This window comes from Lysobacter enzymogenes, assembly GCF_017168095.1.
Lineage (GTDB): Bacteria > Pseudomonadota > Gammaproteobacteria > Xanthomonadales > Xanthomonadaceae > Lysobacter > Lysobacter enzymogenes_D.
Genome location: NZ_LXSD01000535.1, coordinates 1 through 4956, shown reverse-complemented (window position 1 = coordinate 4956; position 4956 = coordinate 1). Strand labels below are relative to the sequence as shown.

6 protein-coding genes are annotated in these 4956 nt (G+C 71.0%); 1 reads left to right on the top strand and 5 read right to left on the bottom strand.

Annotation, left to right across the window (positions count from 1 at the left end):
* Positions 1–184: 184 nt before the first annotated feature.
* The 5 genes from A7A76_RS21375 to A7A76_RS21355 all read right to left on the bottom strand — a co-directional run bounded on the left by A7A76_RS21375 (position 185) and on the right by A7A76_RS21355 (position 3697).
* Entirely contained in the window at positions 185–1222 is a 1038-nt protein-coding gene (locus A7A76_RS21375) for an NAD(P)H-dependent glycerol-3-phosphate dehydrogenase (RefSeq protein WP_206413195.1), read from the bottom strand.
* Positions 1223–1273: 51 nt separating this feature from the next.
* A complete protein-coding gene (secB, locus tag A7A76_RS21370; RefSeq protein ID WP_074871611.1) occupies positions 1274–1780 on the bottom strand; it encodes a protein-export chaperone SecB in 507 nt (168 codons plus the stop codon).
* A gap of 338 nt (positions 1781–2118) precedes the next feature.
* A complete protein-coding gene (locus A7A76_RS21365; protein ID WP_074871614.1) occupies positions 2119–2556 on the bottom strand; it encodes a rhodanese-like domain-containing protein in 438 nt (145 codons plus the stop codon).
* A 185-nt stretch (positions 2557–2741) separates the two neighbouring features.
* Entirely contained in the window at positions 2742–3164 is a 423-nt protein-coding gene (locus A7A76_RS21360) for a hypothetical protein (protein WP_241201105.1), read from the bottom strand.
* A 74-nt stretch (positions 3165–3238) separates the two neighbouring features.
* Positions 3239–3697, bottom strand: coding sequence for a YiiD C-terminal domain-containing protein (locus A7A76_RS21355; protein WP_206413194.1), 459 nt, complete (start codon positions 3695–3697; stop codon positions 3239–3241).
* A 133-nt stretch (positions 3698–3830) separates the two neighbouring features.
* Between A7A76_RS21355 and A7A76_RS21350 the strand changes: the two genes are divergently transcribed.
* A complete protein-coding gene (locus A7A76_RS21350; RefSeq protein ID WP_343225383.1) occupies positions 3831–4703 on the top strand; it encodes a uroporphyrinogen-III synthase in 873 nt (290 codons plus the stop codon).
* The last annotated feature ends 253 nt before the right edge of the window (positions 4704–4956 follow it).

The window sequence follows — 4956 nt, the reverse complement described above, 5'->3', positions numbered from 1 at the left end:
CGCGGCCCGGGCCGGCGGCGCGGGGGCTCGTTGCTAGCTTGAACGAAAAAAGCGCGCGGAACCTGCCGGCCGCACACGCATTCAGTTGCCGGGCCGGCGGCCGGGGCCATCCAGCGGGGGCGAAGACGCATCGTCGCGCCAGACTGCCGGCGCGCCCGCCGCCACGCGCCGAGGCGCCGGCGCTTCAGCCGAACAAGTCGTTCGGATACTCGGGCTTCTGCTCGCGCGCGAGCAGCTGGCGCAGGCCGTCGGACGGGGTGATGCGGCCGTGCAGCACTTCGCGCACGGCGCTGGAGATCGGCAGTTCGATGCCGTGGCGCTCGGCCTGGCGCATGACTTCGTCGGCGGTCTGCACCGACTCGACCACCTGGCCGATCTCGCGCACCGCATCCTCGATCGACTGGCCGCGGCCCAGGGCCAGGCCCAGGCGGCGGTTGCGCGAGAGGTCGCCGGTGCAGGTCAGGACCAGGTCGCCGAGGCCGGCCAGTCCCATCAGGGTCTCCGGCTGGCCGCCGATGGCCTGGTTGAGGCGCAGCATTTCGTTGAGGCCGCGGGTGATCAGGCCGGCGCGGGCGTTGAGGCCCAGCTGCATGCCGTCGGCGACGCCGGTGGCCACCGCGAGCACGTTCTTCATCGCCCCGCCGAGCTCGGCGCCGAGCATGTCGTCGCCGGTGTAGGCGCGGAACGCCGGGCCGTGCAGCGCGTCGGCGACCGACTGGGCGAAGTCCGCGTCGTCGGAATGCACGGTCAGCGCGGTCGGCAGGCCTTGCGCGACTTCCTTGGCGAACGAGGGGCCGGTGACGACCGCCAGCGGCACGCCTGCGCCGAGCACTTCTTCGGCGACTTCGTGCAGGAAGCGGCCGCTGCCGGGTTCGAAGCCCTTGGTCGCCCAGGCCACGCCGGCGTGCGCGGGCCGGTGCGGGGCCAGCGCGCGCAGGGTTTCGGCGAAGGCGTGCGACGGCGTCACCACCAGCACCAGGTCGGCGCCGGCGAGCGCGGCCGCGAGGTCGGTGGTGGCGCGCAGCGCGTCCGGCAGGGCGATGCCCGGCAGGTAGCGCGGGTTTTCGTGGCGCGCGCCGATGGCCGCGGCGACGTCGGGGTCGCGGCCCCACAGCACGGTCGGATGACCGTGCCGTGCGATCAGCGCCGCCAGCGCGGTGCCCCAGGAGCCGGCACCGATCACCGCCACGCGCGGCTTGGAAGTCGTGGTCTGCGAAGTCATGCGCGCGCGGGTTCCGGTGCCTTGCCGTGGATCGTGGCGATCAAGCAGCGATCAAGCGTTGCCGGCGGTTTCCGCGTCGGCCAGGCTGTCGCCCTGCGAGCGCTGACGCAGGCCTTCGGCGTAGAGCGCGTCGAAGTTGATCGGCTGCAGGAAGAACGGCGGGAAGCCGCCGGCCTGGATCAGGTCGCTGATGAGCTGGCGCGCGTAGGGATACAGCACGTTCGGGCAATGGGTGCCGAGCATCGCGTCCAGGGTCTGGCCGTCGAAGCCGATCAGGCCGAACACGCCGGCCTGCTTCACTTCGGCCAGGTACATCGGCTTGTCGCCGGCGGTGCAGGTGAGGGTCACGCCGAGCACCACTTCGAAGGCGTTGTCGCCGACGCGCTGCACGTTCTGCGACAGGTTCAGCTGCAGCTGCGGCTGCTGGGTTTCGGCGAACACGGCCGGCGCGCCGGGGACCTCGAAGGAGACGTCCTTGACGTAGATCTTTTCGACGGTGAACGCGGGGCCGTTGGCTTCGGCCGGCGCGACCGCGCCGTTGACGTTTTCTTCGGACATCGTGGTGACTCCCCCAGCAAGATGAAATTCGGAAAAGAGGCCGATTATGCCCGCTCGTCCGCGCCTGGGCCAAACGGCCCGGGCGCGCGGATGCAGGTTCGGCCGCGGAACCACCTGGATTGAGGCGATTGCGGCGCGATCAAGGCCTCGGGGCCGGATCGCGGCGGCTCCGCGCCGGAATCCCGGCGCGCCTCACACATTGCCCGGCCCTCGGCGCGGGCGCTGCGACGCCAGTGTGGCCGGCGCGCGTGGCGCCGATGCGACAGCGGCCGCGGCGGGGCCGCCGCAGGCCGGTCACCCGCCAGGCGCGATACGGCCGCGGCGCGCGGCCGGCGGGCTCAGTTGCGGCCCTTGACCAGCGGCAGTTCGGCCTGCTGCCAGGCGGCGATGCCGCCGTCGAGCCAATAGACCTGCTCGAAACCGGCCTTCTTCAGCCGCTTGGCGGCGTCGGCCGAGGCCTGGCCGTTGCGGCATACCGCGACCACCGGCAGTTGCTTGGCGCCGGCCAGCAGCTTGCTTTCCGGGTCGAACTGGCTGGGCTGGACCGAACGGCTGCTCGGGATGTGACCCTTCTCGTACTCGGCGATCGCCGACAGGTCGATGACCAGGGCGTTGTCGCGGTTGATCAGTTGGGTCAGCTCGGCCGGGCGCAGGGCTTTGTAGCCGCGGAACAGGCGCGCGATCTCGGTATAGATCAGCGCTACGGTCAAGCCGGCCAGGCCCAGCGACAGGTACAGGTGGCGGCCGGCGAACGCCAGCAATTCGTCGAAACTCACGGAGTCAGCTCATGCACGGGCGGGGCCAGTACGGCCCTCACGGGGCGGCGATTGTCGCCCAGGGCGGGCCCGGGCGCAAAAAAGGGCCCTTCGGGCCCTTCAGGGGGATAGCGGATAGGAGATAGGAGATAGCGAAAAGCCGTCAGGGCTATCTATCTCCTATCTCCTACCCGCTATCTCCCGCCTTACTGGCCTTCCCAGAAATCCGGCAGGCCGCTGATCAGCCACCAGGTCTTGGCCACCGGATCCCATTCCCAGGCCTCGATGTAGCGCACGTTGCGCTCGGCCAGGGTGTGGCGGTTGATCACGCCGATGTTGACGATGCGCACCGCGCTGCCCTTCTTCTTGTCGGTTTCGCTGCCGACGTCGTTGTAGCCGGAGACCTGGATCTGCTTGAAGCGCTCCAGCTGCATCGGCGTGGGCGCCAGCTTCTTGCGCAGCTCGGGCTTGATCAGGTTGCCCGCGCCCTCGAAATCGCCCCAGCGGATCGCCGCCGAATAGGCGTACTGCATTTCGAACAGGCGATTGTTCTGGGTGCCGGTGGTCTGGCAGCCGGCCAGCGCGAACGCGCACAGGCAGGTCAGCAGCAGGTACTTCAACAGGCGCATCGCGGGCTCCGGCTCGGTGGCGGTGTGGCGTGCATCCTACCCGCACGCCCGCGCCGCGTCAGGCGCGGGGCGGCTCAGGCCTTGAGGATCGCGACGTAGCGCGCGGTGAACTCGGTCGCGACCCCGCCTTCGGGCAGCAGCGCGCGCGCGACCAGGCCGGTGCGGGCGCGGCCGCGGCCGCGCAGGGTCTGCACGAACAGGCTCCAGTCGGCGTCGGCGGCCAGCTCGGCCTGCACTTCCAGGTCGCCGAACAGCGGCGCCAGGTAGCGGATCTGGCTGTCGGCGACGAACACCTCCGCGCGCAGGTCGGCGATTTCCAGCCCCAGCGAGACCAGGCCCCACGAGGCCAGCGTCATCACCGAGGCGAGACTGCCGCCGAACGCGCAGCCCTTGTCGTTGACGTGGTGGGCGAGCGGCGCGCGCAGGCGCAGGCGCCTGCCGTCGTAACCGGTGATACCGACGTTCATCGCCGCGACCGGCGGCATGGACTGGTAATGGGAGTGCAGGCGTTGCAGAGCGGCGTCGAAAGTCATCAGCGTCGGAAGCGCGGTGCGTAAGGGAAGGATGCGTGCGGAAGCGAAAGCGCGGAACGGGATCGTGCGGCGAGGGGTGCGTACGGGAACGTATCTACAGGAACGAAACGGCAAACCGGAAACCGATGGCGCGATGCGGCGCCGCGACGCACGGCGACTGCCGTTGCGCGCGGCGCTGTGCGAAGCTGACCGCATGAGCCGCGAGCCGACGACACCGCCGCGATGGTACGTGATCTCGTTACGTCCTAGTGACGAACACGAGTCGCTACGCTGTATCGCAGCGCAATACGGCAGCGCATTGATCGAGCTGTCGCCGTGGTCGATCCGCAGCGAAAACACTGCCGCGACGCGCGCTGCCTTGGCCGAGGCCTTGCGCGCCACGCACGTCGTCGTCACCAGTCCCAACGCGGTGCGCGCGCTGCGCGATCTGTGCGCGGCCGATGCGCGCGCGGACGCGCCGCTGCTGCCGCAGCCGGCGCAGCGCGCGGGTCAGACTTGGTACGCGGTCGGCGCCGGCAGTGCGCAGGCGCTGGCCGATTTCGGCATCGCCGATGTGCGCTGGCCCGAACGCATGGACAGCGAAGGCCTGCTCGCCCTGCCCGGCCTGGAGCGATTCGACGCGGGCGAGCCGGTCGGCTTGCTGACTGCGCCGGGCGGACGCGGCGTGATCGCGCCGACCCTGGCCGCGCGCGGCGCGCAGGTGCGCCGCGCCGACATCTACCGGCGCGAACCCGCGCCGCTGGACCGATTCATGATCGCGCGCCTGACTGCGGCGCATGCGCCGCTGCTGCTGGCCTTGTCCAGCGGCGAGGCCTTGCAGCGCGTGCTCGAACAATTGCCGGCGCAGGCCGCCGCGCGGCTGCGCCAGGCGCGGGTCAGCGCGGCCAGCGAGCGGCTGGCGCAGTTGGCGCGCGAAGCCGGCTTCGGCGAGGTCGGCGTCGCCGCCGGGCCGGGCGCGCGCGAGCTGTTGGCGCCGTTGGCCGGGGATGAGAGTGGGGCGGGTTAGGTCGCGCGGATCGGACTGTAGCGATCAAACCGGACCGTTTCGAGCCGTGCCCTTTCGAGCCGAACCCTGTCGAGCCGGCCCCTTTTTCGAGCACGATCTTTCCGACCCGAACCTTTCCGAACCGGACCGTTTCGGACCGATCCCATCGAGCGGATCGGACCGCGGCGGATCGAGCGAACGCAGACGACTCGGCCGCGCGGGCGCGCCGCGTCCGCACCGGCCGGCCCGCGCCCTCCGGCGCAGCGCCCGCCAG

What these genes read in the sequence shown, in the direction of transcription:
- A7A76_RS21375 (WP_206413195.1), bottom strand. Translation starts at nt 1,222, where the DNA reads ATGACTTCGCAGACCACGACTTCCAAGCCGCGCGTGGCGGTGATCGGT.
- secB (WP_074871611.1), bottom strand. Translation starts at nt 1,780, where the DNA reads ATGTCCGAAGAAAACGTCAACGGCGCGGTCGCGCCGGCCGAAGCCAAC.
- A7A76_RS21360 (WP_241201105.1), bottom strand. Translation starts at nt 3,164, where the DNA reads ATGCGCCTGTTGAAGTACCTGCTGCTGACCTGCCTGTGCGCGTTCGCG.
- A7A76_RS21355 (WP_206413194.1), bottom strand. Translation starts at nt 3,697, where the DNA reads ATGACTTTCGACGCCGCTCTGCAACGCCTGCACTCCCATTACCAGTCC.
- A7A76_RS21350 (WP_343225383.1), top strand. Translation starts at nt 3,831, where the DNA reads ATGCGGCGCCGCGACGCACGGCGACTGCCGTTGCGCGCGGCGCTGTGC.